The sequence below is a fragment of the Cellulomonas sp. Leaf395 genome (assembly GCF_001424125.1).
Classification (GTDB): Bacteria; Actinomycetota; Actinomycetes; order Actinomycetales; family Cellulomonadaceae; genus Cellulomonas.
The window spans coordinates 134,104-158,757 of record NZ_LMQI01000003.1 but is presented as its reverse complement, the minus strand read 5'-3'; the positions used below and the strand labels follow the sequence as shown (position 1 = coordinate 158,757).

Annotated in this window: 23 protein-coding genes; 6 read left to right on the top strand and 17 right to left on the bottom strand. The window is 72.8% G+C overall.

The window, feature by feature from the left end:
* Positions 1 to 56 precede the first annotated feature (56 nt).
* The 13 genes from ASG23_RS08520 to proC form a co-directional block, all read right to left on the bottom strand.
* Positions 57 to 1,094: a LacI family DNA-binding transcriptional regulator gene (locus ASG23_RS08520; RefSeq protein ID WP_235520970.1), complete on the bottom strand. Its 1,038-nt coding sequence runs from the start codon at positions 1,092 to 1,094 to the stop codon at positions 57 to 59.
* Positions 1,095 to 1,201: 107 nt separating this feature from the next.
* Positions 1,202 to 1,933, bottom strand: coding sequence for an ABC transporter permease (locus tag ASG23_RS08515; RefSeq protein WP_056024442.1), 732 nt, complete (start codon positions 1,931 to 1,933; stop codon positions 1,202 to 1,204).
* A 59-nt stretch (positions 1,934 to 1,992) separates the two neighbouring features.
* Positions 1,993 to 2,772: an ABC transporter ATP-binding protein gene (locus ASG23_RS08510; protein ID WP_056023152.1), complete on the bottom strand. Its 780-nt coding sequence runs from the start codon at positions 2,770 to 2,772 to the stop codon at positions 1,993 to 1,995.
* A gap of 78 nt (positions 2,773 to 2,850) precedes the next feature.
* Entirely contained in the window at positions 2,851 to 3,645 is a 795-nt protein-coding gene (locus tag ASG23_RS08505) for a maleylpyruvate isomerase N-terminal domain-containing protein (protein WP_056023149.1), read from the bottom strand.
* 83 nt (positions 3,646 to 3,728) lie between these two features.
* Positions 3,729 to 4,370 carry a TetR/AcrR family transcriptional regulator gene (locus tag ASG23_RS08500; RefSeq protein WP_056023146.1) on the bottom strand — a complete coding sequence of 214 codons (642 nt, stop codon included), beginning with the start codon at positions 4,368 to 4,370 and terminating at the stop codon, positions 3,729 to 3,731.
* Positions 4,371 to 4,392: 22 nt separating this feature from the next.
* Positions 4,393 to 4,617, bottom strand: coding sequence for a hypothetical protein (locus tag ASG23_RS08495; RefSeq protein ID WP_056023143.1), 225 nt, complete (start codon positions 4,615 to 4,617; stop codon positions 4,393 to 4,395).
* Between the two features lie 73 nt (positions 4,618 to 4,690).
* Entirely contained in the window at positions 4,691 to 5,749 is a 1,059-nt protein-coding gene (locus ASG23_RS08490; RefSeq protein ID WP_157465592.1) for a hypothetical protein, read from the bottom strand.
* A gap of 95 nt (positions 5,750 to 5,844) precedes the next feature.
* Positions 5,845 to 7,347: an L-arabinose isomerase gene (gene araA / locus ASG23_RS08485; protein WP_056023138.1), complete on the bottom strand. Its 1,503-nt coding sequence runs from the start codon at positions 7,345 to 7,347 to the stop codon at positions 5,845 to 5,847.
* On the bottom strand, positions 7,344 to 8,087 hold the full coding sequence (locus ASG23_RS08480; RefSeq protein WP_056023135.1) for an L-ribulose-5-phosphate 4-epimerase: 744 nt from the start codon (positions 8,085 to 8,087) through the stop codon (positions 7,344 to 7,346). Before ASG23_RS08480 ends, araA begins: the two co-directional genes overlap by 4 nt.
* Positions 8,084 to 9,664, bottom strand: a complete 1,581-nt coding sequence (locus ASG23_RS08475; protein ID WP_056023132.1) for a xylulokinase — start codon at positions 9,662 to 9,664, stop codon at positions 8,084 to 8,086. Before ASG23_RS08475 ends, ASG23_RS08480 begins: the two co-directional genes overlap by 4 nt.
* Before the next feature lie 175 nt (positions 9,665 to 9,839).
* A complete protein-coding gene (locus ASG23_RS08470; RefSeq protein ID WP_056023129.1) occupies positions 9,840 to 10,178 on the bottom strand; it encodes a hypothetical protein in 339 nt (112 codons plus the stop codon).
* Between the two features lie 59 nt (positions 10,179 to 10,237).
* The gene (locus tag ASG23_RS08465) at positions 10,238 to 11,218 is read right to left on the bottom strand and encodes a LacI family DNA-binding transcriptional regulator (protein WP_056023127.1); all 981 of its coding nucleotides are present in this window, start codon (positions 11,216 to 11,218) and stop codon (positions 10,238 to 10,240) included.
* 37 nt (positions 11,219 to 11,255) lie between these two features.
* Positions 11,256 to 12,086 (bottom strand): pyrroline-5-carboxylate reductase, encoded by an 831-nt coding sequence (proC, locus tag ASG23_RS08460; RefSeq protein ID WP_056023124.1) that lies wholly within the window; start codon positions 12,084 to 12,086, stop codon positions 11,256 to 11,258.
* Positions 12,087 to 12,414: 328 nt separating this feature from the next.
* Between proC and ASG23_RS08455 the strand changes: the two genes are divergently transcribed.
* Positions 12,415 to 15,360, top strand: a complete 2,946-nt coding sequence (locus ASG23_RS08455) for a glycosyl hydrolase (RefSeq protein ID WP_056023121.1) — start codon at positions 12,415 to 12,417, stop codon at positions 15,358 to 15,360.
* 73 nt (positions 15,361 to 15,433) lie between these two features.
* On the opposite strand, the gene ASG23_RS08450 is transcribed toward ASG23_RS08455, so the two are convergent.
* Positions 15,434 to 16,981: a DUF7059 domain-containing protein gene (locus ASG23_RS08450; protein ID WP_056023118.1), complete on the bottom strand. Its 1,548-nt coding sequence runs from the start codon at positions 16,979 to 16,981 to the stop codon at positions 15,434 to 15,436.
* 172 nt (positions 16,982 to 17,153) lie between these two features.
* Positions 17,154 to 17,822, bottom strand: a complete 669-nt coding sequence (locus ASG23_RS08445) for an endonuclease/exonuclease/phosphatase family protein (RefSeq protein ID WP_056023115.1) — start codon at positions 17,820 to 17,822, stop codon at positions 17,154 to 17,156.
* Positions 17,823 to 17,875: 53 nt separating this feature from the next.
* On the opposite strand from ASG23_RS08445, the gene ASG23_RS08440 reads away from it, so the two are divergent.
* Positions 17,876 to 18,421: a DUF3995 domain-containing protein gene (locus ASG23_RS08440; protein WP_056023112.1), complete on the top strand. Its 546-nt coding sequence runs from the start codon at positions 17,876 to 17,878 to the stop codon at positions 18,419 to 18,421.
* Here ASG23_RS08440 and ASG23_RS08435 read toward each other — a convergent pair.
* Positions 18,358 to 19,020 carry a ThuA domain-containing protein gene (locus ASG23_RS08435; protein WP_056023109.1) on the bottom strand — a complete coding sequence of 221 codons (663 nt, stop codon included), beginning with the start codon at positions 19,018 to 19,020 and terminating at the stop codon, positions 18,358 to 18,360. The genes ASG23_RS08440 and ASG23_RS08435 overlap by 64 nt on opposite strands.
* 98 nt (positions 19,021 to 19,118) lie before the next feature.
* Positions 19,119 to 21,413, bottom strand: a complete 2,295-nt coding sequence (locus ASG23_RS08430) for a sodium-translocating pyrophosphatase (protein ID WP_056023106.1) — start codon at positions 21,411 to 21,413, stop codon at positions 19,119 to 19,121.
* A 224-nt stretch (positions 21,414 to 21,637) separates the two neighbouring features.
* On the opposite strand from ASG23_RS08430, the gene ASG23_RS08425 reads away from it, so the two are divergent.
* The 4 genes from ASG23_RS08425 to ASG23_RS08405 all read left to right on the top strand — a co-directional run bounded on the left by ASG23_RS08425 (position 21,638) and on the right by ASG23_RS08405 (position 24,636).
* Positions 21,638 to 22,171: a sigma-70 family RNA polymerase sigma factor gene (locus ASG23_RS08425; RefSeq protein ID WP_056023103.1), complete on the top strand. Its 534-nt coding sequence runs from the start codon at positions 21,638 to 21,640 to the stop codon at positions 22,169 to 22,171.
* Positions 22,168 to 23,592, top strand: a complete 1,425-nt coding sequence (locus tag ASG23_RS20270; protein ID WP_056023100.1) for a hypothetical protein — start codon at positions 22,168 to 22,170, stop codon at positions 23,590 to 23,592. Before ASG23_RS08425 ends, ASG23_RS20270 begins: the two co-directional genes overlap by 4 nt.
* Before the next feature lie 57 nt (positions 23,593 to 23,649).
* A complete protein-coding gene (locus ASG23_RS08415) occupies positions 23,650 to 23,916 on the top strand; it encodes a sigma factor (protein ID WP_082516002.1) in 267 nt (88 codons plus the stop codon).
* 258 nt (positions 23,917 to 24,174) lie between these two features.
* Positions 24,175 to 24,636 carry a hypothetical protein gene (locus ASG23_RS08405; RefSeq protein WP_056023094.1) on the top strand — a complete coding sequence of 154 codons (462 nt, stop codon included), beginning with the start codon at positions 24,175 to 24,177 and terminating at the stop codon, positions 24,634 to 24,636.
* The last annotated feature ends 18 nt before the right edge of the window (positions 24,637 to 24,654 follow it).

Genomic DNA, 24,654 nt, shown 5'->3' with positions numbered 1-24,654 from the left:
GTGTCTCCGTTGTTCGAGGTCAGCCCTTGACTTTCAGTACCGCTGCATGTGGTTTGTCAGCGTCCCGTGGGCGGAGCGCCCGTCGTCTCCCGGACCACGAGCTCGACCGGGACGTGCTCGCGGCGGTCCTGCCGTCGCGGGTTCTCGATCGCGTCGATCAGCATCCCGACGCCGAAGGTGGCCAGGTGGCCGAGGTCCTGCCGGACGGTGGTGAGCGCCCGGGCCAGGTATGCGGCCTCCGGCACGTCGTCGAAGCCGACGACGCTCACGTCTCCCGGCACGTCGCGGCCCGCCTCCACGAACGCGCGGAGCACGCCGATGGCCATCTGGTCGTTGCCGGCGAACACCGCGGTGACCGCAGGGTCGGCCGCCAGGTGCGCGCCCGCCTCGTAGCCCGACCGCACGCTCCAGTCGCCCGTCAGGACGGGTGGTGCCGGAGCGCCCGCGGCCTCGAGCGCCGACCGCCAGCCGTCCGTGCGCAGCCCGCTCGACCGCCAGCCGGTGGGGCCGGACACGTGGTGCACCGTGCGGTGGCCCAGCCCGAGCAGGTGCTCGGTCGCCTGCCGTCCGCCGGAGGCCTGGTCCGCGTCGGCCGCGATCTCGTTGGTCGAGATGCCGTACCGACCGGACAGACTGAGCACGGGTAGGTCCCCGATCGCGCCCGGCTCGAGCGTGAAGGCGCCGACCGGTTCGTTGACCACGATGCCGTCGACGCCCTGGTCCACGAGGTCGTGCAGCGAGCTGGTGATGGACTCCGGCTCGTCCTCGAGCGTGTTGACGACCGACATCGTGTAGCGGGCGCTGCGGATGGCGTGCTCGGCGGCGACCATGAGGCTGCTGGGGCCGAAGTCCGTCGACCCGACCGACAGCACGCCGATTGTCCGGCTGCGTCCGAGCACGAGGTTGCGAGCCGCCCTGTTGGGCCGGTAGCCCAGAGTCGCGATGGCCTGGTGCACGCGGTCGCGGACCTCGGTCCTCACGTGGGCGTCACCGTTGATCACCCGGGACACCGTCTTCTGTGACACCCCGGCGGCCCGCGCCACGTCCATGGCGACGACGGGGCGGGGCTTGCTCGTGACGGTGCGATCGGTCACGCGTCTTCCCCCTGACGACGACGATGTCGAATGACTACGTAGTCAACGCGCGCCGGACGACGTCGTCAAGTGCTCCGGGGCACGGGCTGCAGCGTCCCGGGGGTCGGTCATGGGGTGCGGCGGCGGAGGGTGGCCGCGCCGACCACCAGGGCGCCGACGATGAAGCCGGCGATCACCGCCACGTCACCGCGCACGTCGGTCCAGGTGCCGCCCGCGGCCAGCTGCTGCATGGCGTCCAGGGCGTAGGTCAGCGGCAGCACGCGGGAGATCCACTCGAGGAGGGTGGGCATCTCGTCGCGCGGCATGAGCAGACCGCAGGTGATCAGCTGCGGGAACAGGACCAGGGGCATGAGCTGCACGGCCTGGAACTCGGTCTTCGCGAGCGCCGACGCGCCCAGACCCAGCGCGCACCCGAGCACGGCGTCCAGCACCGCGACGAGGACCACGAGCCCGATCGGCCCGGCGACGTCCATGCCGCACACCCCCACGGCGAAGCCGACGATGACGAGCGCCTGGACGGAGGCGAGGACGGCAAACGCGAGGGCGTAGCCGACGACGACGTCGCCCCGTCCGATCGGCAGGGTCATCAGCCGCTCGAGCGTTCCCGACGTGCGCTCCCGCAGCGTGGCGACGCTGGTGACCAGGAACATCACGATCATCGGGAACAGCCCGACCAGCAGCGGACCGAACTGGTCGAGCACCGGTGTGCCGTTGAACATCCAGGCGATGAGGCCGATCAGCACGCACGGCAGCAGGACGACGAGGGCGATGGTGCGCTTGTCGTGCCGCAGCTGCGTGAGGACGCGGCGCGCGGTCGCCGCCGTGAGGCCGACGGTCATCACGCGCGACGGGACGTCCCGCACGGCCGGCGCGCTCAGCGCGGCGCTCGCCTCGCCGCTCATGTCCCCGCCCCGGTCCCGGCACCGTCGCGGGCGGCGACGCCGGCGGGGCCGGACGCGTCGCGCGCGGCGGCCTGGTCGACGAGGGCCAGGAACGCTTCCTCGGGGTCGGTCGTGCCGGTGCGGGCGAGCAGGTCGGCCAGGGGACCGTCGGCCAGCACCGCTCCCCCGCGCAGCAGCACGAGGCGGTCGCACCGCGCGGCCTCGTCCATCACGTGGCTGGACACGAGAAGACTGACCCCGGACCGGCTCAGGCGGTGGAACAGCTCCCACAGGTCACGGCGCAGCACCGGGTCGAGGCCGACGGTCGGCTCGTCGAGCACGAGCACGTCCGGCCGGCCCAGCAGCGCGATCGCGAGCGACACCCGTGCCCGCTCGCCGCCCGACAGGGTCCCGATGGACTGGCCGGCGTGCCCGAGCAGGTCGACGTCGGTGAGCGCATGGCGGATCGCCGCGGCGTCCATGCCGAGGATCGCCGCCGCGTACCGCAGGTTCTCCGTGACCGTCAGGTCGCCGTACACGCTGGGCGACTGGGTCACGTAGCCGATCCGGCGCCGCAGCGCCGCGGATCCGGCGGGGAGGCCGAGCACGGTGACCGTGCCGCCCTCGACGATCTGCGCTCCTACGATGGCGCGTATGAGCGTGGTCTTGCCGCTGCCGCTCGGCCCGAGGAGACCGACCACCTGCCCGACCGGCACGGTCAGGTCGAGCGACGGGATGACGGGGACGCCGCCGCGCACGACACGCAGCCCCGCGATCTCGATCGCACTATTCCCCATGCGAGGAATGCTGCTCTTCGACGCGCCTCCCTGCAAGGGCCTCGCTGCCCCGGCCCGGAGCACGTCGTCGACCGCCGCCTACTGCGTGGACTCCGCGACCACGGCGCGCAACCTGTCGATGGCCGCCTGGTCCCCGTCGCGTGCGAGCCCGTCCAGGCTGCCGCGCCCCCACAGCCACAGCTCCAGGTCCCACGCGGCGCCGGCGACCGCCGCGGTGACGTCCTGGTCCTCCCCCTCCCAGGGCGCCCCGCCGACGAGCTCCGCGCACTCCTCGTCGTACTCCCTGCCCGTGCTCGGGGACGTGCCGTGGAACCGGCCGAACGCCATGACCCACTCCCGACCGGCGTCCGTGGCGAGCAGCCGGACCCGCTGGCCGTCGGGCGCGAAGGTGGCCCACGGCGGCAGCCCGCTCACCATGACCCCGAGCATCTCGTCGACCCCGTCGACCGCGAGCGCGATCCCGGGGTCGCCGACCGGCAGACCCGCGGTCTGCTCCGCGTCGACCCGGTGCACCAGCGCCTCGTGCGCCTGCCGGCGCAGCACCCATCCGACGGTCCCGCCCGCGGACGACCACGACCAGCACGGGTCGGCCGGGTCGTGTGCGGCGAGCTCGGCCAGCAGCGCCTGCGTGCGGGTGCGCAGGAACGGGACCAGCTCGTCGTCGGGCCGACGCTCCGTGTCGTCCACGTCGTCGGGACCGGCTGGGGCGTGGCCGACGATCTGCGACCAGAAGTCCTGCACCTCACCCAGGTGGTAGGCCAGGTCGGCGGCGCTCCAGTCGGGGCAGGACGGCACCTGCGCCGTGAGCGGAGCCGTCGCGAGGGCATCGGCCATCCGTTCCGACTCCTGCGCGATCACCCCTGCATAGTCCATGCGTCGCACGCTACCGACCGAGACCGGCACCGACCTCCCGACGCGGCCTGCGCCGGATCGGGTATCACCGGTGACGGCTGCGGCTACGCAGGCCCGAGCGGCCCGGTCAGGTAGCGGTCGAGCGTGGGACCGACGAGGGCGACGACCTCCTCGACGGGCATCGACGCCAGCGGCTCGAGCCGCAGGACGTGCCTGGCCAGCAGGACGCCGGCGACCTGCGAGGCCACGAGCGACACCCGCAGCTGCTGGTCCGGCGGTGGCAGCAGCTGCCCGACGCGGGCGAAGACCTGCCGACCCAGGTACCCCGACAGCGCCCCGGCCTGCACCTCCCCGGACGTCATCCCCGCGAACGCCACCCGCAGGGCGACGCCCCCGTCCTGACCCCAGACCCCGAGGACCGCGGTCAGGAGCCGCGACCCGAGCCCGTCGACACCACCGGCGGCGAGCCGCGCGACCACGTCCGCCGGATCGACACCGCTGGGCACGATCCCGGCGGCGAACAGGTCGGACTTGTTCCGGAAGTAGTGCCGGACCAGACCGGGGTCCACGTCGGCACGCCGGGCCACCGACCGGATGCTCGCACCGTCGAAGCCCCGCTCCGCGAACTCGTCGCGGGCGGCCGCCAGGATGGCGCCACGGGTGTCCTCCCCGGCGGGCCGGCGACCTCGTCGGCGGACCGTGGCAGCAGAACCGGCCTCGTCGTCCGTGCCGGTGTCGATGGACATGGGCACAGCGTACGGAGCGGGCTCAGGACTGGAGCGAGGCGGTGCGCTGCGTCGGCACCTCCCGGAGGGCGGACGGACCTCGGTCGGTGGGCCAGCGTCGCGGACGCCGCGGCGGGACGGGCGGCGCCGCGACGGCGACGACCGTCACCGCGACGGTGGCGGCGGCTCCGGCCAGCTCGAGGGCGATGGCTGCCAGGCCACCCGTGATGAGGACTGCATGCACGGATCGACGAAGGAACAGGTGCACGGCGTACTCCCTGGACGAGTGTGGGGCGCCTCGGGGGCGCGGGGCGTGTCGCGCAGGCGCGCGAGGCGCCTGGTCACGCAGGGGAGCTGAGGATCTCGACGTGAGGTGTGGGCACGGGACTCGGACAGGGCCCCGCGCGGCAGCTCAGCACGCGCAGCTGCGGCGGCTCGACGTCGGCGCGCAGCTCAGCGTCGGCACGGGCGCGCGCGCTGGACGACGGTGCGCTCTGCGAGGTCGGCAGACCGGCCGCCGGTCCGCCCGGGGGCCTCGGGTCGTCGCCCCGGCTCGACCCGCTGCGGAGGTGCTCGAGGCTCGGGGGCGAGACGGCGACCGGCGGCGGGTCGTCGGGCAGGGACCCGCCACGGCCGTCGAGCCCGCGGCTCCACGAGATGACCGGGCGAGCGGTCGCCACGACGGGTTGTGCGACGGGCGGGCACGGGTCCTGCGCAGTGGCAGGGACGGCGGCCGGGACGGCGGGCGCGGCCGGGCGGTACTCGGGAGCGCGGCGTCGAGGTGTGGTCAGCGGCGGCCGGGTCGACGACGGCGGCGCGACGAGCGCGGGAGTCAGGCGGGACGCCAGATCGTCCGCGACCTCCGCAGCGCCCTCCTCCGCGACGGGCGGGAGCGTCGACGTCTCAGGCGCGAGGGCCTCGGCCGGCGGGAGCGGCGGGACCGAGTCCTGCGGGGCAGGCGGTTCCTCCACCGCGGGCGGGAGCGCCGGTTCGAGCACCTCCTCGACCGGGACCGACACAGGGGCGTCCGTGGCCGGTGCGGGTGCCGGCTCGACAGCCTCGGCAACCGGGGGGACGGCGTCGTCGACGGGTGCGACGGGGTCGGCAGGCGGACCTCCTGGAGTCACCCCCGGCGTCGTCGCCAGGTCGTCCCGCGGCAGGCCGTCCGGCGGCCCGTTGCCCTGCGGCACGTTGTCCTGCAGCCCGTTGCCGTGCGGACCGTTGCCGTGCGGACCGTTGCCCTGCGGCACGTTGCCCTGCGACACCTCGTCCTGCGCCGAGCCGTCTGGGGACGCGTGCGCCGCGGTCGAGGACCAGAGCACGGTGAGCAGGATGCAGGTGGCGACACCGAGCAGCACCCGGAGCAGCCACCTGTTCCGGGCCACTCCCTGCACGGTCATCGATCCGCTCCCTGCGTTGCCGTGATGACGACGGTATGCACGGATGCCCGAGCGGGGCAATGCGTGGGGCGTCTCCACCCGCTCGGGCAGAGCCGTCAGAAGCCCTGGGCGAGCCGGAAGTAGACCTGGTTCCAGCGGACCTGGTCACGGAAGCCGCGGCGGGTGGTCGCCTCGTCGATCACGAGCAGCTCGGTGCGGGCGATCTCGGCGAAGTCCTCGAACGCCTCGACGCCGACGGCGGTCGTGAGCACCGTGTGGTGCGCTCCCCCGGCGGTCAGCCACGCCTCGGCGGACGTGCGGAAGTCCGGACGGGGCTCCCACACGGCGCGCGCGACGGGCAGGTGCGGCAGGTCGGCCGTGGGCGGGACGACGTCGACCACGTTGGCCGTGAGCCGGAAGCGGTCGCGCATGTCGGCCATCGAGACGACGACGCCGACTCCGGGGTCGGCGCTGAACACCAGGCGGACCGGGTCCTCCTTGCCGCCGATGCCCAGCGGGTGGACCTCGAGGGTCGGCTTCGACGTGGTCAGCGTCGGGCAGATCTCGAGCATGTGCGCGCCGAGGATCCGCTCCGAGCCGGGCGTCAGGTCGTAGGTGTAGTCCTCCATGAGCGACGCGCCACCGGGCAGGCCCTCGCCCATGACCTTCGCGGCGCGGACGAGGATCGCGGTCTTCCAGTCGCCCTCGGCGCCGAACCCGTAGCCGTCGGCCATGAGCCGCTGGACGGCGAGCCCGGGCAGCTGGCGCAGGTCGCCGAGGTCCTCGAAGTTCGTGGTGAACGCCTTGGCGCCGAGCGACTCGAGCAGGGTGCGCAGCGCGATCTCCTGGCGGGCGCCGTAGCGCAGGGAGTCGTGCCGGTCGCCGCTCGTGCGCAGCTCGGGGACGACGTCGTACAGCTCCTCGTACTCGGCGACGAGCGCGTCGATGTCCGCGTCGGCCACCGCGTCGACGGCGGCGACCAGGTCGTTCACGCCCCACGTGTTCACCGAGACGCCGAAGCGCAGCTCGGCCTCCGTCTTGTCACCCTCGGTCACCGCGACGTTGCGCATGTTGTCGCCGAACCGCGCCAGCTTGAGCTCGTGCGTCGCGGCCCAGCCGGCGCACGCCCGCACCCAGACGTCGATCGACGCGGTCACGGCCGGGTTCGACACGTGCCCCGCGACCGTCTTGCGCGCGGCGCCGAGGCGCGTCGCGATGTACCCGAACTCGCGGTCGCCGTGCGCGGCCTGGTTGAGGTTCATGAAGTCGAAGTCGATGGTGTCCCACGGCAGCTCGACGTTGGCCTGCGTGTGCAGGTGCAGCAGCGGGGTGCGCAGCGCGTCGAGGCCCGCGATCCACATCTTGGCCGGGGAGAACGTGTGCATCCACGCGATCACGCCGATGACGGAGTCGTCCGCGTTGGCCTCCAGCGCCGCACGACGGATCGCGTCGGAGTCGGTCAGCACGGGCTTCCAGACGACCTTCGCCGGGAGGACACCCTCCAGCACGGCGGCGATCTCCTGCGACTGCGTCGCGACCTGCCGCAGGGTCTCCTCGCCGTACAGACCCTGGCTCCCGGTGAGGAACCAGATCTCGCGGTCGGCGTAGGGCTTGGTCATGAGTCGCTCTCCGTGGTGTTCGTGGGCTGCTGGCCGTAGACGTGCTGATAGCGGGCGTACAGGGAGTCGATGTCGGACTGGGCGATCGGCACGGTGTCGCCCAGCTGACGGGCGATGTGCACCGTGCGGGCGACCTCCTCGACCATGACGGCCGCCTTCACGGCGGCCTTGGCGTCCTTGCCGATGGTGAACGGGCCGTGGTTGCGCATGAGGACCGCCGGGCTGCGGGAGTCCCGCAGGGTCTCGACGATGCCGCGGCCGATGGAGTCGTCGCCGATGAGCGCGAACGGGCCGATCGGCACGTCGCCGCCGAACTCGTCGGCCATCATCGTCAGCACGCACGGCACCGGCTCGGCGCGCGCGGCCCAGGCCGTCGCGTACGTCGAGTGGGTGTGCACGACGCCGCCGATGTGCGGCATGTGCTGGTAGACGTAGGCGTGCGCGGCGGTGTCGCTCGACGGGGCGCGAGTGCCGTCGACCAGGTTCCCGTCGAGGTCGCAGACGACCATCGCCTCCGGCGTGAGCTCGTCGTACGTGACGCCGGAGGGCTTGATGACGAGCAGGTCGTCGGGACCAGGACCCGACGGCGGGTCGACCACGACACGCTGCGACACGTTGCCGGCGGTCCACACCACGAGGCCCCAGCGCGGGAGCTCGGCGTGCAGGGTCGCGACGACGGCGCGCGTGCGCGCGATCTCGTCGAGCACGGTCTGCGGGTATCCCTGCGGGAAGGTGGTCACAGTGCCTCCACCGCGGCCTTCTCGATCGCCAGCCCGGCGCTGTAGCGCTCGAGGTAGGCGTCGAAGCCGCGGACGTCGTCGTGGTCCGGCTCCACCGTCGTCGCGACGGCGCCTCCGAACACACGGTCCTCCAGATAGCCGGCCAGGTCCTGCTCGGGCGCTGCGCCCAGGTACGCCGCCAGCACCGCGATCCCCCAGGCACCGCCTTCGCCCGCCGTGCTCCCGACGGTCACCGGCGCACCGACGGCCGCCGCCAGCAACCGCTGCGCGACACCCTCCGTCCGGAACAGGCCACCGTGCGCGAACATCGCGTCGAGCTCGACGCCCTCACCGCGCAGGACCCGCATGCCGAGGCTGAGGGTGCCGAACGCGCTGTAGACCTGCGTGCGCATGAAGTTGGCGAGCGTCAGGCGGCTGTCCGGGGTGCGCACGACCAGCGGGCGGCCCTCGTCGAGCCCCGTGATCGGCTCGCCGGACAGGTAGTTGTAGGCCAGCAGTCCGCCCCCGTCGGCATCCCCGCGCAGCGCCTCGCGCAGCAGCACGCCGAAGACCTCGTCGGCGCTCGCCGTGGTCCCGAGGGCCGCAGCGAACTGGCCGAACACCTCCGCCCACGCCCCGAGCTCGCTGGCACCGTTGTTGCAGTGCACCATCGCGACGAGGTCGCCGGACGGTGTGGTGACCAGGTCGAGCTCGTGATGGACGCTGCTCAGCGCCCTCTCCAGCACCACCATCGCGAAGATGCTGGTGCCGACGCTGACGTTGCCCGTGCGTGGTGCCACGGCGTTGGTAGCGACCATCCCGGTGCCGGCGTCGCCCTCGGGCGGGCAGACCGGGATGCCCGGCGCCAAGGTGCCCGTGGGGTCGAGCAGGGCCGCGCCGGACTCGGTCAGGCTCCCCGCGTCCTGTCCGGCGAGCAGGACCTCAGGCAGCAGGCCGTCGAGGCGCGCGCCCGGGTACGCCGCGAGCATCTGCGCGTCGTACGCCCTGGTCGCCGGGTCGATCGGGAACATGCCCGACGCGTCGCCGATGCCCAGCACCTTGCGGCCGGTCAGCTTCCAGTGCACGTACCCGGCGAGCGTCGTGACGAACGCGATGTGCGGGACGTGCGGCTCCGCGTCGAGCTCCGCCTGGCGCAGGTGGGCGATCGACCAGCGCAGCGGGATGTTGTGCCCGAACAGGGCGGTGAGCTCCGCCGCGGCCGCCCCGGTGGTGGTGTTGCGCCAGGTGCGGAACGGCACGAGGAGCTCGTCGGCGTCGTCGAACGCGAGGTAGCCGTGCATCATCGCGGAGATCCCGATGGCACCGACCGTGGTCGGCCGCACCCCGTGCTGCGCCTCGGCGTCGGCCAGCAGCGCGGCGACCGCCTGCTGCAGGCCGGACCAGACGGCGTCCAGCGAGTACGTCCAGACGCGGTCGACGAACTGGTTCTCCCAGTCGTGGCTGCCGCTCGCCAGCGGCACGTGGCCCGGGCCGATCAGGACGGCCTTGATCCGGGTGGAGCCCAGCTCGATGCCGATGGCCGTCCGACCGGCGGCGATGGCCTCCCGGGGGTCGGCACCGTGGGGATCGACCGTCATCACGCGGGCTCCGCTCCGTACGTCACGGACCGCGGCGGACACCAGCGGCCGACTCCTATGTTAGCGCTAACATCCGGTCTTCGGTGCACCATCTCACCGACGGTGTCGACGGGTTGCGCCCACCTGCGCGGTCGCTAGCACGACCGGAATCGTCGCCGCCCCTCGAGCCCGCTGCTCAGCCATGCGACGCCCGACCCAGCCCGGTGAGCGTCGTGAGCAGGAAGACGGAGTCCTCGACCGCGTGCACCGAGTGCCGCTCGTGCGTGAGCACCCACAGGTGCCCGGAGCTGGCCTCCACGTCACCGGCCGGCGACTCGACGCGCACGCGCCCCCGGAAGACCTGCAGCGTCGCCGCGTTGGGCGAGTTGTGCTCCCCGAGGCTCGACCCCGCGGTCAGGGCGATCACCGTCTGACGCAGCTCGCCGTCGTGGGCCACGACCCCGGCCGACCGGCCGTGCGCGTCCGACCGGGCGGCGTCCAGGTGCTGATCAGCGAGCTGGGCGATGTCGATCATCGGACCTCCAGGGTGCAACGGGCGTGCCCCGAGCCTAGGGCCGTGGGTCGTCGCCAGCCTCAGGCGCGGCGCACCGAGCTGGCGCGGACCACCAGCTCGGCCGGGATCTGCTGACGCGCGACGTCCTTGCCGGCGAACGCGGCTTGCAGGGAGTCGACCGCGAGCCGCCCGAGCGCCCCGAAGTCCTGCCGGACGGTGGTCAGCGGCGGCGTGTAGTGGGCGGCGCCGACCTCGTCGTCGAACCCCACGATCGCGACGTCGTCGGGCACCCGCACGCCCTTCTCCCAGAACGCGTGCAGGAGACCGAGCGCCAGCTGGTCGTTGGCCGCGAAGATCGCGGACGGCACGCCCTCGCGCGCTATGCGCAGCCCCAGCTCGTAGCCGTCGGCGGCGTCCCACCCGGCCTCGATGTGCTCGGGGGCACCGGGGCCGCAGACCTCGCGCCACCCGGCCAGCCGGTCCTGGGCGTCGAACCAGTCCTGCGGGCCGGCCACGTGGACCACCTCGGAGAACCCCTGGTCGAGCAGGTGCTGGGTGGCCAGCCGGGCGCCGTGGCGCTGGTCGACGCCGACGGCGTGCAGGTGCGGCACGGGCGGGACGTCGGACGCAGACGAGATCAGCACCACGGGAACCGGGGACGCGATCGCGGCGATGGCCTGGGCGACCTCCGTCGTCGGCGCGATGATCGCGATGCCGTCGACACCCTGGCCGAGGAAGTGCTCCAGCGCGTTGTGCATGCTGTCGCCGTCGAACTGCCGGATGGTCGCCACGGAGACGAACCAGCCGACCACGCGCGCGGCCTCCTCGAGCCCCACCAGGGTGCTCGTCGGGCCGTACAGCGCGGTGGCCGGGGTGACGACGCCCAGCGTGCCGGACCGACGAGTGACCAGGGTGCGGGCGGCACTGTTGCGGCGGTAGCCCAGCTGGGCGATGGCCTCGGCGACGCGCTCGCGGGTCTCGGGGCGGACGCTCGGGTGGCCGTTGAGCACCCGGGAGACCGTCTGGTGAGAGACGCCCGCGAGCGCGGCGACGTCACTCATGGCAGGGGGCCGAGCGGCTGAGTTCATCGCAGGCTCATCAGTACTGCTGGCCGAGCTCGCGCGAGCGGTTGCGGGCCGCCTCCGCGGCGGCGACGACGCCGGCCCGCACGCCGTGGGCATCGAGCACCTGGACCGCAGCGACGGTGGTGCCGCCCGGGGAGGACACCCGTTCGCGCAGGACGGCGGGGTGGTCTCCCGACTGGGCTGCGAGCGCGGCGGACCCTTCGACGGTGGCCACGGCGAGCCTGGTCGCGAGGTCACGGCTGAGCCCGAGCAGCACCCCCGCCTCCGCCATCGCGTCGATCAGGTAGAACGCGTACGCCGGACCGGACCCGGAGATCGCGGTGACGGCGTCGAGGTCCTTCTCCTCCACCCGGACCACGAGGCCGGTGGCGGCGAGCATCGTCTCGACGAGGACCAGGTGCCCCTCGCTCGCGTGCGTGCCGGGCGCGATGGCGCTGGCGCCCTTGCCGACGACCGCCGGCGTGTTCGGCATGACGCGGACGACGGGCTGCCCGGGGTTGAGCCGCTTCTCGTAGCTGGCGATCGGCAGCCCGGCCGCGACGCTGACGACGAGCTCGCCGCCGCGCAGCGCCTGCTTGATCTCGTCGAGGACCGACGCGACGACGTTCGGCTTGACGGCCAGGAGCACGACGTCGGCCCGCGCGGCCGCCTCGGCGTTCGGCGCCCCGGTGCGGACGCTGTAGCGACCGGCGAGCTCGTCGGCCCGGGGGACGTGCCGCTCGGTCACCTCGACCTGCTCCGGCGCCCATCCCGCAGTCAGCAGCGCGCTGAGCAGGGTCTCCCCCATGACACCGCCACCCAGCACCGCGACCTGCGGCCTGCTACTGGTGGGCTCGTCGGTCATCGTCGTCCTCCCGTTCGTGCCGCCGGAGGGCGACGCCGCGAGCCTACAGACGAGAGGCGGCCATCGGGGTGAGCGCTCACATTGATGCCTCTGCCGCCGATCCGTCAGCCTCCGCTGCGTCCAGCAAGCCATGAGTGCTGCCGAGCGCTCCCTCGGCCGCACTCATGGCTTGTTCGGCCGCCGAGCGTCGGCGGCGACGGCGGGCTCAAACGTTTCGAGTCTGTCCGGTTCGGCTCTTTCTTTGGTAACTTGACTAACTCTGCTCCGCCTCGTCCGCGACCGTCGGCACCGTCGGTTGTTCGCGGATCGAGACCCACCAGGAGGTTCAATGAAGAACCGTCATCTCGCGCGCGCCCTGACCGCGGGGATCACCGCAGCGGCGCTCTGCGGGCTCGTGACACTGCCCGCCCAGGCGGCCGAGACCGTGACCATCGTCGACCCGGACGCCAGCCCGCAGACCCGTTCGCTGTTCTCCTACCTCGACGACGTCCGCGGCGTCGGCATCCTGTTCGGCCACCAGCACACGACGTCGTACGGCCTGACGTTCACCGGCGCCGACGGCGTGAGGTCCGACGTCAAGAACATGACCGGCGACTACCCCGCGGTCTTTGGCTGGGACACGCTGATCCTGCAGGGCGACGAGGCCCCGGGCTCGGCGAGCAACACCACCGCGCAGAACATCGCCGCGCTCGACGACTACATCGCCAAGGCGCACGACCTCGGCGGCATCAACACCCTGTCCGCGCACATCGAGAACTTCGTCACCGGCGGCAGCTTCTACGACACCACGGGCGACACCCTGCGCGCGGTCCTGCCCGGCGGCGCCAAGAACGCGGAGCTCAACGCGTACCTGGACAACATCGCGGCCGCGGCGGACGGCGCCCGCGACGCCGAGGGCAACCTCATCCCGATCGTCTTCCGGCCGTGGCACGAGAACGCGGGCTCCTGGTTCTGGTGGGGTGCCGCGTTCGGCTCCCCCGGGGAGTACAAGGAGCTCTACCGCTACACGGTCGAGTACCTGCGCGACCTCAAGGGCGTCTCCAACTTCCTCTACGCGTTCAGCCCCGGCAGCGGGTTCGGTGGCAACGTCGAGCAGTACCTGCGCACGTACCCCGGCGACGAGTTCATCGACGTCCTCGGCCTCGACGCGTACGACAACACAGGCTCCGACGCGTTCCTCGACGGCCTGGTGACGGACCTCGGCATGATCGCCGACCTGGCCGACGCCAAGGGCAAGGTCTCGGCGTTCACCGAGTTCGGCGTCTCGGGCGGCGTCGGCACCAGCGGCTCCAGCCCCGAGCAGTGGTTCACCAAGGTGCTGAACGCCATCAAGGCCGACCCGAAGGCCAGCCGCAGCGCGTACATGGAGACGTGGGCCAACTTCGACGCCGGCCAGCACTTCGTGCCCGTGACGGGGGACGCCCTGCTGCCCGACTTCCAGGCATACGCAGCGGACCCGTTCACCCTGTTCGCGAGCGAGGTCACCGGCGCGTTCGACCGTGCCGTGGACACGACGCCCGCCGGGCCGGTCCTGCACATCGCATCTCCCGCGGACAGCGCCCGCGTGGCGACGTCGCCGACGACCATCCGCGCCACGGTCCAGAACGTCGACGCCGACCGCGTCTACGCCACGGTCGGGGACACCGAGATCGAGCTCGCACCCGGTGACGGTCTCTGGTGGTCGGCCCCGTGGGACATCCCCGCGGCGCAGCTGGACAACAGCACCCAGACGCTCGAGGTCCACGTGATCGTCGACGGCGTCGAGGCGCTCACCGACAGCGTGTCCGTCGTCCTCGGCCCGCGACCGACCTTCGGGCCCGGCGTCGTCGACGACTACGAGGGGTACGGCGACGACACCGCGCTGCGGGCCGAGTACGTCTCCTACGGCGCCAACACGCTCTCGCTCGACACGTCCGGGGAGTCCAAGGCGCTGCGGATGGACTACGACTTCGCCACCCAGACCTACACCGGCACGGGCAAGCAGATCAGCGGCGACTGGTCGGACTTCAACGAGCTCGCGCTCTGGGTCGAGCCCGACGGCTCCGGCAACAAGATGGTGCTCCAGCTCGTGGCCGGCGGCGTCTCCTACGAGGCGTACCCGTCCCTGGCAGGCACCGAGGCCGGCGTGGTCACGTTCCCGTTCGTCGACTGGCGCCCGGCTCCGTGGGACACCGCCAACGCCGACCGCCGCATCAGCGACGCGGACCTGAAGGCGATCTCGCAGTTCAACATCTACGTGAACGCCGCCGACGACGGCTCCGGCGACTCGTCGGGCAGCATCGTCGTCGACGACATCGCCGCCCTGCCGGGTGTCGAGCCGCCGCCCCTCTTCTCAGACGTGCCCCCGGGTTCCGCCAACGTCGACAGCATCATCTGGCTGCACGAGCAGGGTCTCGACGACGGCTACAAGGACGGCACGTTCCGGCCGACCAAGCCGGAGACCCGCGAGGCCGCGGCGTCGCTGCTCTACCGCTACTCCGAGTCGACCTTCGTCCCCACGGCGACGAAGCCCACGTTCAAGGACGTGCCCCCGAAGCACTCCTTCTACAAGGAGATCGAGTGGTTGGCGCACGAGAAGCTCGTCGACCCGATGATCCTGCGCTTCGCGCCCAAGGCGCCGCTCGACCGCTCGTCAGCGGCTGAGCTGCTCTGGCGGCTGGCCGGGTCGCCCGAGCCTGCCGCACCGGAGGCGTTCACCGACGTCCCGTCGTGGCACCCGTTCGGCAAGGCCATCGCGTGGGCGACCGAGACCGGCATCATCGTGCCGACCTCGGCCACCGCGTACGGCGTGCTCACGGTGGTCACGCGCGGCGACTTCGCCGGGTACCTCGACCGGTACGACCACCGGCCGAGCCTGCTCGCGCCCGTCGTGCTCACCGACTTCGCCGACGGCGCCCAGGGCTGGGGTCCGCTCGACGCGGCCGGCGGGACGGCCACTGCCGACGGTGGGGCGCTGACGATCGCCGCCGCAGCCCCGGACGGCGGCTGGTTCGGGTTCGGTCCGTCGACCGGTGACTGGACCGGGCGCACGGAGCTGCGGTTCGACGTCCTGTCCACCACCGGCTTCGACACCAAGGCGGCCCTGCAGCTGGGGTCGTCCTGGACCTGGTGCGAGACGTCGCAGGTGGGATGGATCTCCGCGCCCACGTCCGACGTGCTGGTGGACCTGGCCACGCTGAGCGCCGAGTGCGGTGTGCAGCTGGCCGACGTGAAGAAGGTGAACCTGTACTTCAACGCAGGCACCCACGTGATCGACGACGTCGAGATCCGCTGACACGTCTCACCCGCAGCGTCCGCACTCCGACGGGTTCCACCCCGCTGGAGTGCGGACGTTGCGTCGTGGTGGGTCAGTCCGCCGGGAGCAGCAGGCCGTCGCGGACCAGGCCGCGGGCCGACGGGAGGACGTCCGCGGCGACCGCGTCGGCACCGACCTCCAGCAGGGCGCCCAGGGCGTTGACGATCTGACCGACCGTGAGCTCGCCGTCGCAGACGCCGACGAACCCCGCGAGCGCGGTCCCGGCCTGCACGGCCCGGCCGAACCCGCCGCCCTGACGCAGGAGCACCACCTGCGGGTCCGGGTCCCCCGGGGTGAGGTACCGCTCCTCGGTCACGTCGGGTGCGACGACGAGGCGCTGGGCGGCGAGGTCGTCGTCGGTCATCGACGCGAGCCAGTCGTGGGCGGCGAGCGAGGCCGCGATCGACGGGCCGAGCGGCTGCCGGACCGTCCCCGTGACCTCTTCGAGCCGACGCAGCGACCGCTCCCCCAGCGGCTTGCGCAGCGTCACGATGCCGAACCCGATCCCCTCGACGTCCCGCGACGCGAAGTCGTCCAGCCACTGCCCGTAGCGGACCGCCCACGCGGAGCGGTCCCGGTCGGGGGTCGTCCCGCCGTCGCGGATCCACGTCTCCGCATACTGCGCGGGGTCCTGGAGCTCGCGCTGCACCACCCATCCATCCAGGCCGCTCGCGTCGAGCCACGAGCCCACGCGGTCGTGCCACTCCTCGCCGCCGCGCACCTCCCAGTTGCCCAGCAGCTGCGCCACGCCTCCCGGTGCCAGCACGGCTCCGACCCCCTCGATCAGCTCGCGCACGATCGCGTCACCCGACCGTCCGCCGTCGCGGTACTCGTACGACGGCATCCCCGGGGTCCGGGGCGTGATGACGAACGGCGGGTTGCTGACGACGAGGTCGAACCGCTCGGGGGCGACGGGCTCAAGCATCGACCCCTCGCGCAGCTCGAACCGGCTCTCGTCCAGCCCGGCCATCGCCGCGTTGAACCGCGCGAACCCGAGGGCCCGCCGCGAGATGTCGGTTCCGACCACCCGCCGGGAGTGCCGCGACGCGTGCAGGGCCTGGATCCCGCAGCCCGTGCCCAGGTCGAGCACGTGGTCGCGCTCGTCGCGGACGGTGACCTGCGCCAGCGTGGTGGACGCCCCGCCGACGCCGAGCACGTGGTCGGTCCGCAGCGCCGCCCCGGTCGCCAGCTCGCCGAGGTCGGACGCGATCCACCAGTCGACCTCACCGCCGCCGTCGACCGCGGCGTAGGGGCGCAGGTCGACCCGGGCTCTCACCTGGTCGCCGTCGACCTCGACGAGCCCCAGCCGTGACGCCCCCTCCACGGTCAGTGTCGGCAGCGCCCGCTCGAGCATCCGACGCGGGGTGGTTGTGCCCAGCAGGAAGGTCCGGATCAGCGCCGCGACGACGTCGTCTGCTGCCGCCTGCGTCGCGCGCAGCGCCGGCACCGGCTCCTCGCGGTGCAGGGCGTCGGCCGCGACCGCGCCCAGCACCTCCTCGACCCCGGCCACGCCGTACCCCGCAGCCGTGAGGTCGTCGCGCAGCGCGGCGACGAGCCGCGGATCGGTCAGGGGCGCACCGGGCGCGGTATCGAGAGCCACCCCGCCATCATCCCCGCCACGCCCGCATCCCCGATCGCTGACCCGCACCACGACGTCCGCACATCCGGTCCTCGGGGCGCTCTGATCTGCGGACGTCCGCTGAGCACGGACCGCAACGTCAGCACTTTCGGTCCTCTGGGCGCTCGAAGCTGCGGACGTCCGGGGTGTGCTGCTAGGGCCAGACGTCCACCACGAGCGGGCGGTGGTCGCTGCCGCGGAGGACCGCCGGGTCGGACAGGACGCGCGGGGAACCGGCGGTCAGGTCGGGGGTGAGCAGGACCGCGTCGATGCGCTGCCTCGGCTCGACCGCGGGAAAGGTCGGGTCGCCGGTGGGGTCCACGTCGACGAGCACCCGCGCGAGGGTGGTCCACGTCGGCCCGCCGGGGGGTTCGTTGAGGTCACCGAGCACGACTGCCCGCGTCGTCGGGACGTGGTGGGTCAGGAGGTCCGACAGGTGCGCGGCGCGCTCGTCGCGAACCAACGACAGGTGCACGACGACGAACCGGATGCCGTCGACGGTCGCGATGGCGACGCCGCGGCGGGTGCGGCCGGACAGGTTAGGCAGCCCGACCGCGGAGCGACCGGTCACCGACCGGCCCGGCGCGACGAGCAGAGCGGTCGTGCGGGCGCCACGGCCGCTCACGACGGCCCGCATCCCGACCGCCAGCGCGAACCGCCACATCCGCCACCAGCCGAGCAGCCCTCGCGTCGGCTCCTGCACGCCGAGGACGTCGGGCGCGGCCGCACGCACCACGGCGATCGCGTCGGCGCGTGACACCTGCAGGCCCTTGATGTTGTACGTCATCACCCGCAGCCGGGGGTGGGTGGGGGTCGTGGTCACAGGACCATCCTGGCGGGGATCGCAGCCCCGGCAGAAGGTGGCGGTTGGCTAGCGTGGTGGCCGTGGAGCGGACCGGGCAGTCGTGGGTGCCGCCGGTGTGGGTGGCGTGGGGGGCGGTCATCGTCGCGTTCGCGTTCGCGGCGGTCAGCCTCGTGTGGGCGCTGGGGAGCACGGTCGGCCTCGACACGCTGGGCGGGACCATCGAGCGCAGGGCCCGGGCGGGCGACCCGGTGCTGCTGGCCGCCAACATGGTCGCCCTCGTGCTCAAGGTGCTCGGCGGCGTGCTCGCCCTCGCGCTCGTGCAGCCGTGGGGGCGACGACTGCCCCGACGCCTGCTCCTGGCCCTCGGCTGGTCCGGTGCGTCGGTCCTCGTGCTCTACGGCCTGCTCCAGACGACGTCGGTCGCGCTCGTCGCGGGAGGCGCGATCGTCCCGGCCGAGCCCTTGTCCGACCGGGCCCTCACCTGGCGCCTGTTCCTGTGGGAGCCGTGGTTCCTCGTCTGGGGGTTGCTGCTGGCCGGCGCGACCCTGCGCAGTCAACGGCTGAGCAGCCAGCGGACCTCGCGGCGTAACAGCTCCACTCTGGACGGGGAGTCGTAGGACCGGACGTCGTGCCCGAGGGCGTCGTAGACCACCCGACCCGGCCCGGGGCCGACCCAGACCACCGGGTGCTGCGCGCCGTCGTGCTCGGCCACGACGAGCACGTGCACGTCCGGCGAGACGTCGAGCGAGAGATATCGCTCGTCCTGGGCCTCGACGGTGCCCAGTCCGGTGGTCACCGCGTGCGACGGGTCGACGACCCGGAACGTCGCGGGTCCGAGCGGCGGGTGCCACGAGGCGCCCTCCACCCATCGCCCACCGAGGATCGAGCCCCAGGTCGACGAGTCGAGGAAGGTGTTCGTCGCCTGGTGCAGCGCGAGCACAGGGACGCCGGAGCGCACCAGCGACGCCAGGCGGTCGTGGAACGGCACCCAGTCGTCGTCGGTCCCGTCGAAGTCGGCGTCGGGCCGGCCGCGGCCGGAGGCGACGATCACCAGGTCGGGCGCGATGTCGTCCAGCGCGGCGGGGAGGGTGCCGCGGATCGTCGTCTCGATCCCGTCCTCGGCCAGCAGGAGCGCGACCCGGTGCGCGATCGCCGCGCCGTCGTGCCACGGGTCCTCGTAGCGGCCGTGTCCGGCGAGCGCGAGCGCGTGTGTCATCGGTCCTCCAGCGGGGGCGTGGGCTTGTCTTCCCATCCCACACCAGATCCGGGGGTCGACCGCTCCCCCGACCTGAGGTCGAGGGAGCGGTCGATCACTCACCCCGCGAGCGCGTTCTCGGCCTCGCGCGTCAGGTCGTTCCGGTCCGCACGCGCCGCGCGGATGCGGGACGCCACGACCGCGCCGCCCGCGATGAGCGCGGCCGAGACGGCGATGGTCAGGCGCACCGTGCGGTTGGCGTCGTCACCCACCGAGACGGCGACCACGGCCGGTGCGATGAGCAGGGCCACGAGGTTCATGACCTTGATCAGCGGGTTGATCGCCGGGCCTGCGGTGTCCTTGAACGGGTCGCCGACGGTGTCGCCGATGACCGCCGCCGAGTGGGCGTCGGACCCCTTGCCGCCGAAGTTGCCGTCCTCGACGATCTTCTTCGCGTTGTCCCAGGCGCCACCGGAGTTGGCCAGGAAGACCGCCATGAGCACGCCGGTCGCGATGGCACCGCCGAGGAACCCGGCCAGCGGGCCGACGCCCAGTCCGAACCCGACGGCGATCGGTGCGAACGCCGCGAGGAGACCGGGGGTGGCCAGCTCGCGCAGGGAGTCACGCGTGCAGATGTCGACGACCTTGCCGTACTCCGGCCGCACCTCGTAGGTCATGATCCCGGGGTTGTCGCGGAACTGGCGACGGACCTCGAAGACGATGGCCCCGGCTGCCCGGGTCACGGCGTCGATGGCCAGACCCGAGAACAGGAAGACCGTCGCGCCACCGAGGATCACGCCGACCAGGGTGACCGGGCTGATGATGCTGTAGCTCAGCATCGCCTCGGTGAGCTCGTCGCCCGCCTCGCCCGCGGTCTGCAGCGCGTTGAACACCGCATCCGCGTAGGAGCCGAACAGCGCGGTCGCGGCCAGCACGGCCGTCGCGATCGCGATGCCCTTGGTAACGGCCTTCGTGGTGTTGCCGACGGCGTCCAGGTCCGTGAGGATCTGCGCGCCCTCGGGCGTGACGTCGCCCGACATCTCCGCGATGCCCTGCGCGTTGTCGCTCACCGGCCCGAACGTGTCCATGGCGACGATGACGCCGACCGTGGTCAGCAGGCCGCAGCCCGCGAGCGCGATGAGGAACAGCGACAGCGCGACGGAGCCACCGGCCAGCAGGAACACACCGCAGATGGCCGCGGCGATGATGCCGGCGGTGTAGACGGCGGACTCGAGGCCGACCCCGATGCCCGACAGGACCACCGTGGCCGCGCCGGTCAGGGTGGTGCGGGCCACGTGCAGCGTCGGCTTGCTCGTCGTGCCCGTGAAGTACCCGGTCACCCACAGGATGATGCCCGCCAGCACGACGCCGATGGCCACCGCGACCGAGGCGATCAGCCGCGGGTCGCCGACGTGCGTCTCGAGGCCGGCGGTGCCGCCCGTGAGGTCCGCGAAGGACGACGGCAGGTAGGTGAACGCCGCGATCGCGGAGAGCCCGACGCCGACGAGCGCGGAGATGTAGAAGCCCCGGTTGATCGCCGCCAGGCCGCTCTCCGCGCCGCGCACCCGCGTGATGAACACGCCGAGGACGGCGACGATGGCCCCCATGGCCGTGACGATGAGCGGGAACACGAGCCCCTGCTCACCGAATGCCGCCTTGCCCAGGATCAGGGCCGCCACGAGCGTGACGGCGTAGGACTCGAACAGGTCCGCCGCCATGCCCGCGCAGTCGCCGACGTTGTCGCCGACGTTGTCCGCGATGGTGGCCGCGTTGCGCGGGTCGTCCTCCGGGATGTGCTTCTCGACCTTCCCGACGAGGTCGGCGCCGACGTCGGCCGCCTTGGTGAAGATGCCGCCGCCGACGCGCATGAACATGGCGAGCAGAGCGGCACCGAAGCCGAAGCCCTCGAGCACCGCCGGCGCTTCCGCCCGGTAGATGAGGACGACCGACGCGGCGCCGAGCAGACCGAGGCCCACGACGCTCATGCCGACGAACCCGCCGGTCCGGAACGCGATGCGCGCGCCTTCTGCACGCCCACCCACCTCCGACGCGGCTGCCGCGACCCGGACGTTCGCCCGCGTGGCGAGCCACATGCCCAGGTACCCGATGGCCGCCGAGAACCCGGCGCCGATCAGGAAGAAGACAGACCTGCCCACCTTGACGCCACCGTCACCCGGCAGCAGGAACAGCAGGGCACAGACGACGACCGCGAAGAGGGCCAGGGTGCGGAACTGCCGGCTCAGGTACGCCGCCGCCCCTTCCTGGACCGCGCGCGCGATCTCGCGCATGGACTCGGTCCCCTCACCGGCCGCGAGCACCTGACGGCGCAGCACTACGGCGATGAGAAGGGACGCGACCGCAACGGCCGCGATGACACTGACGATCGTGATGCTCGTGGACCCGAGCTCGACCATGCATCCTCCTCGGACATCAGCGAGGCCCCCCTGACCGCGCCCGTCCCACAGCCCCGTTGCTGCGCGACCCGGTGAGTCTAGCCAGCAGATGTGACGTAGATCGCACCACGACGCGACGGTGATCTGACGCGCAGTTCGCGGGACGATCGTGGGACCCCAACCGTTCGTGGGCGGGGGACGTCTAGGCAGGTGAGGGCAGTTCCGCACCGACGCAGGGGGCGACCATGAGCTGGGAGGCCGATCTCGACCGGCTCGTCAGCGAGCGAGGGTCGGCGCTGGTCGCGTACGCGTACCTGCTGGTCGGGGACATGGCGTCGGCCGAGGACGTCGTGCAGGACGCGCTCGTCAGGACCTACTCGCGGCGCCGGCCCGAGGAGATCATCTGGGTCGAGGCCTACGTCCGGCGGGTCATCCTGCACACCTACCTCGACGGCTACCGTGCCCGCAGCCGTCTCGCGGCCGTCACCCCGCTCATCGCCACGCCTGACGTGGTGGATCACGAGGACGCCGCGGCGGGCGACCGCACCGACGTCGCACGAGCTCTCACCGCGTTGTCCCCGCGGGAGAGGGCCTGCGTCGTGCTCCGGTTCTACGACGACCTCACGCTGCCCGAGATCGGTCTGCGGCTCGGCGTCTCCCCGGGAGCCGTGAAGCGCTACCTGTCCGACGCCCGCCACAAGCTGGAACCGCTGCTCGGCCCACAGCCGGGGCTGGCCAGCGAGGACGTCGCGACGATCACGAAGGGAGCCTCGCGATGAACCGAGACCTCGAGTCCGCTCTCGGCGAGCTGGCTGACCGTGCGGAGATGCACCACCGCTCCGGCCGCGCGCCGCTGCCGGTCGACCGGATCACCGCCGACGCCCGCCGGCACCGCCGAACCCGCGCCGTGCTGGTGGTCGCGGGCGCTGCGGCCACCGGCGTCATCGTCGCGGGCACGGCGTTCGCCGTCCTCCCGGACCGGACGCCGGCTCCCCCGGCCCACACCCCGACGCCGACCGTCACGTCACCCTCGCCGACGCCCACGCCCACTCCGACTCCGACCCCCACGGTGGTCCCGGTCGTCCTGCCGGTCGGCAACCCTGCGCTGCCGTTCGGCGCCTGCGGTGCCCTGGTGGACGCGGCACCCGCGTACCCGGCCGACGACCGGGTGGTCGCCCGCGTGACACCGGACCCCGGCACGCTGGCCTCGGGCGGGTTCCTGGCAGCCGGCGGCGTCATCGACCGGGCACCCGACGACACCTTCCTCGCGTACGCCGTGCCCGACGGTGGACCGCGTGTCGCCGTGCTGAAGGACGGCGTCGTCGTGGGCACCACGGGCTTCTACCCGCCGACCTACGACGTGATGGCCGGACGCAACGGGTACGACGGCGAGATCGCGTCGTTCCGGGGCCCGCTCGAGCTGACCGTCTGCGACCCGGGCGACGGTGGCCCGGTGACCGCCGGCCGCCCCCTGCCCGCCGGGACGTACGAGCTGCTCCCGTGGGCGAGCATCGTCACTTACGACGGTCGTCAGGAGGTTCCGACGGAGCTGTTCCAGGAGCCCCTGACACTCGACCAGTCGACGGCGCTGGGCGGCACGCGGGCGACCGCTGTCGGCGAGTCCACCGTCGTCACCGTGGCCGGCGACGCCGAGGTGCAGTCCCCGCTGCCCGGTGAGGACGTGGCTCTCGACCGCACGACGTCCGCGGCACCCCCCGCGTGCGACGGGCCTGCGCCCGCGGCACCCGTGCGCTCGGCCATGCTCGACCTCCAGGTGGCCCCGGCCGCGACGACTCTCGCGGCAGGGTCCCCCCTGCACGCGTCGGCAACCGTGCAGTACACGGGGCCGGGTCGCTTCCGCGCCTACGGCTACTACGCCGTCGAGTACTGGATCGTGCGCGACGGCGTGGTCGTCGGGACGACGGTGCAGGCGAACGACGCGTTCTCCGCGGTGGACCTGGGCGCCGGTGCGGCCCTCGGGTTCAGTGACGCCGCACGGGTGCTGACCTCGTGCCGCACGGATGGAGGTGTGCCGCTGAGCACCGGGGACCCGCTGCCCGCCGGCCAGTACACGGTCTACCCGGCGTGGATCTACACGTCCCCCGTCGTCCGGATGACGTCCGAGGTCGTCGACCTGCAGCGCGCCGCCTCCGGATACTCGGTCACGCTCGGCACCCCGTTCGCCGTCACCCTCACCTGACCAACGTTCCGCTCCTCCCGGTCGTCCAGGAAGATGACGGCACCACAGGGAGGTGGCATGACCGCCTGGGAACAGGTTCTGGACGAGCTCGTGCGGGCTCGGGGGCGGGCGCTCGTGCGGTACGCGACGCTGCTGACGGGCGACGAGCGCGAGGGCGAGGACCTGGTCCAGGACGCGCTGGTGCGCTGCTTCAGCCAGGGCCGCCCGATCCGCGAGCCGGGCGCCGCGGAGTCGTACGTGCGGCAGGCGATCCTCACGATCTTCCTGGACGCCTACCGCCGGCGGGCACGGTGGACCGCGGTCCGCCACCTGCTCGCGCGGTAGGACGACCCCGGCCCGACCCCGGGTTGGGAATGGTCGACGAGAGCCGGATCCGGGAGCTGGACGGCGCGGTGCGCCTGGCGCAGCAGGCGGTCGAGCAGGCGCACGCGGGCTTGCCTGTCGTCGGGCTCGAGGACGACCTGCACACCGAGGTCCTCGTCACGCACGGCGGCATCGTGGTGGCGACCGACGCCCCCTCACGCCGGGTCGCCCGAGACCAGCTGGTGGACGTCCCCGGTCGACCCCACCGTGGCCACAACGATGCTGAACGTCGACCTGAGCACGTGTGCGTCGCCCGGCGACCCCGGGGGCGTCCCGCTCCCGGGCGGGGAGTACTCGGTGTACCTGAAGTACGACCAGGTCACGGGCGACCGGGCCGTCGCAGGGCAGTGGCCGCTCACGCTGCTGACGGCTCCGCCCGCCCCGACCGACCTGCCGGCGGGATTCCCGGTCGACGAGGTTCCTGTCATACGTGGTCGGCTGGTGTCGGCGCAGCCGTTGAGCACGTCGGGCGGGGACGGGTGGACGCTCGAGCTCGCCGTCGACGGCGACGATGCCGCCACGGAGGCCATCCGGCTGCTCGGCGGCGACCTCCCCAAGGCGCCGAGCCTGAGCACGTCGCCCGACGGGTACTACCCCGCGGGTGCGTGGGAGGTCCGCATCGCTCCTTCGGTGTCGGCGGACGGTGAGCCGTCCGTCGTCTACACGATCCGCCCGAGCTAGCCCGTCAGCCGATCGGTG

Bases quoted from the DNA above. Each gene is read 5' to 3' on its own strand.
- ASG23_RS08455 (WP_056023121.1), top strand. From the start codon at position 12,415: ATGAAGAACCGTCATCTCGCGCGCGCCCTGACCGCGGGGATCACCGCA.
- ASG23_RS08490 (WP_157465592.1), bottom strand. From the start codon at position 5,749: ATGACCGTGCAGGGAGTGGCCCGGAACAGGTGGCTGCTCCGGGTGCTG.
- araA (WP_056023138.1), bottom strand. From the start codon at position 7,347: ATGACCAAGCCCTACGCCGACCGCGAGATCTGGTTCCTCACCGGGAGC.
- ASG23_RS08515 (WP_056024442.1), bottom strand. From the start codon at position 1,933: ATGACCGTCGGCCTCACGGCGGCGACCGCGCGCCGCGTCCTCACGCAG.
- proC (WP_056023124.1), bottom strand. From the start codon at position 12,086: ATGACCGACGAGCCCACCAGTAGCAGGCCGCAGGTCGCGGTGCTGGGT.
- ASG23_RS08425 (WP_056023103.1), top strand. From the start codon at position 21,638: ATGAGCTGGGAGGCCGATCTCGACCGGCTCGTCAGCGAGCGAGGGTCG.
- ASG23_RS08500 (WP_056023146.1), bottom strand. From the start codon at position 4,370: ATGTCCATCGACACCGGCACGGACGACGAGGCCGGTTCTGCTGCCACG.
- ASG23_RS08470 (WP_056023129.1), bottom strand. From the start codon at position 10,178: ATGATCGACATCGCCCAGCTCGCTGATCAGCACCTGGACGCCGCCCGG.
- ASG23_RS08430 (WP_056023106.1), bottom strand. From the start codon at position 21,413: ATGGTCGAGCTCGGGTCCACGAGCATCACGATCGTCAGTGTCATCGCG.
- ASG23_RS08435 (WP_056023109.1), bottom strand. From the start codon at position 19,020: ATGACACACGCGCTCGCGCTCGCCGGACACGGCCGCTACGAGGACCCG.
- ASG23_RS08405 (WP_056023094.1), top strand. From the start codon at position 24,175: ATGCTGAACGTCGACCTGAGCACGTGTGCGTCGCCCGGCGACCCCGGG.
- ASG23_RS08475 (WP_056023132.1), bottom strand. From the start codon at position 9,664: ATGACGGTCGATCCCCACGGTGCCGACCCCCGGGAGGCCATCGCCGCC.
- ASG23_RS08510 (WP_056023152.1), bottom strand. From the start codon at position 2,772: ATGGGGAATAGTGCGATCGAGATCGCGGGGCTGCGTGTCGTGCGCGGC.
- ASG23_RS20270 (WP_056023100.1), top strand. From the start codon at position 22,168: ATGAACCGAGACCTCGAGTCCGCTCTCGGCGAGCTGGCTGACCGTGCG.
- ASG23_RS08465 (WP_056023127.1), bottom strand. From the start codon at position 11,218: ATGAGTGACGTCGCCGCGCTCGCGGGCGTCTCTCACCAGACGGTCTCC.
- ASG23_RS08415 (WP_082516002.1), top strand. From the start codon at position 23,650: ATGACCGCCTGGGAACAGGTTCTGGACGAGCTCGTGCGGGCTCGGGGG.
- ASG23_RS08505 (WP_056023149.1), bottom strand. From the start codon at position 3,645: ATGGACTATGCAGGGGTGATCGCGCAGGAGTCGGAACGGATGGCCGAT.